Source organism: Thalassobacillus pellis, from assembly GCF_016908295.1.
GTDB classification, from domain to species: domain Bacteria; phylum Bacillota; class Bacilli; order Bacillales; family Halobacillaceae; genus Thalassobacillus; species Thalassobacillus pellis.
On sequence record NZ_JAFBDO010000013.1, the window covers coordinates 1 to 1,950 of the forward strand.

General features: G+C 55.0%; 1 rRNA gene. It reads left to right on the forward strand.

Annotated elements, in window-relative coordinates:
• Positions 1–1,946: ribosomal RNA gene (locus JOC33_RS20195) — 23S ribosomal RNA — on the forward strand; the annotation flags it as partial.
• Positions 1,947–1,950: the final 4 nt, after the last annotated feature.

Sequence of the window (1,950 nt, forward strand, 5' to 3'; positions counted from 1 at the left end):
GACTTAGCTCTGGGAGTCAGACTATGGGTGATAAGGTTCATAGTCGAGAGGGAAACAGCCCAGACCGCCAGCTAAGGTCCCCAAGTATGTGTTAAGTGGAAAAGGATGTGGAGTTGCTTAGACAACCAGGATGTTGGCTTAGAAGCAGCCATCATTTAAAGAGTGCGTAATAGCTCACTGGTCGAGTGACTCTGCGCCGAAAATATACCGGGGCTAAACACATCACCGAAGCTGCGGATTGATCTTACGATCAGTGGTAGGAGAGCGTTCTAAGGGCCGCGAAGTCAGACCGTGAGGACTGGTGGAGCGCTTAGAAGTGAGAATGCCGGTATGAGTAGCGAAAAAAGAGTGAGAATCTCTTTCACCGAAAGCCTAAGGTTTCCTGAGGAAGGCTCGTCCTCTCAGGGTTAGTCGGGACCTAAGCCGAGGCCGAAAGGCGTAGGCGATGGACAACAGGTTGATATTCCTGTACCACCTCCTTTCCGTTTGAACGACGGGGGGACGCAGGAGGATAAGGAGAGCGCGCCATTGGATGAGCGCGTCCAAGCAGTGAGACGGTCGGACAGGCAAATCCGTCCGGCAACGTCAGGCTGTGATGGGGAGGGAACCATAGTACCGAAGCTCCTGAGTTCACACTGCCAAGAAAAGCCTCTAGTGAGGAAAGAGGTGCCCGTACCGCAAACCGACACAGGTAGGCGAGGAGAGGATCCTAAGGTGAGCGGGAGAACTCTCGTTAAGGAACTCGGCAAAATGACCCCGTAACTTCGGGAGAAGGGGTGCTCCTCTTGCGAGGAGCCGCAGTGAAAAGGCCCAAGCGACTGTTTAGCAAAAACACAGGTCTCTGCGAAGCCGTAAGGCGAAGTATAGGGGCTGACACCTGCCCGGTGCTGGAAGGTTAAGGGGATGCGTTAGCGTAAGCGAAGCGTTGAACCGAAGCCCCAGTAAACGGCGGCCGTAACTATAACGGTCCTAAGGTAGCGAAATTCCTTGTCGGGTAAGTTCCGACCCGCACGAAAGGTGCAACGACTTGGGCACTGTCTCAACGAGAGACCCGGTGAAATTATACTATGCGTGAAGATGCGCATTACCCGCGACAGGACGGAAAGACCCCGTGGAGCTTTACTGCAGCCTGATATTGAATGTTGGTACAGCTTGTACAGGATAGGTGGGAGCCAGAGAAACCGGAGCGCTAGCTTCGGTGGAGGCGCCGGTGGGATACCACCCTGGCTGTACGGACATTCTAACCCAGGACCGTGATCCGGTCCGGAGACAGTGTCAGGTGGGCAGTTTGACTGGGGCGGTCGCCTCCCAAAAGGTAACGGAGGCGCCCAAAGGTTCCCTCAGAATGGTTGGAAATCATTCGCAGAGTGTAAAGGCACAAGGGAGCTTGACTGCGAGACCTACAAGTCGAGCAGGGACGAAAGTCGGGCTTAGTGATCCGGTGGTTCCGCATGGAAGGGCCATCGCTCAACGGATAAAAGCTACCCCGGGGATAACAGGCTTATCTCCCCCAAGAGTCCACATCGACGGGGAGGTTTGGCACCTCGATGTCGGCTCATCGCATCCTGGGGCTGTAGTCGGTCCCAAGGGTTGGGCTGTTCGCCCATTAAAGCGGTACGCGAGCTGGGTTCAGAACGTCGTGAGACAGTTCGGTCCCTATCCGTCGTGGGCGTTGGAAATTTGAGAGGAGCTGTCCTTAGTACGAGAGGACCGGGATGGACGCACCGCTGGTGCACCAGTTGTTCCGCCAGGAGCATCGCTGGGTAGCTACGTGCGGTCGGGATAAGTGCTGAAAGCATCTAAGCATGAAGCCCCCCTCGAGATGAGATTTCCCATCACTTTCAAGTGAGTAAGATCCCTCAGAGACGATGAGGTAGATAGGTCCGAGGTGGAAGCGTGGTGACACGTGGAGCTGACGGATACTAATCGATCGAGGACTTCCCTATACAA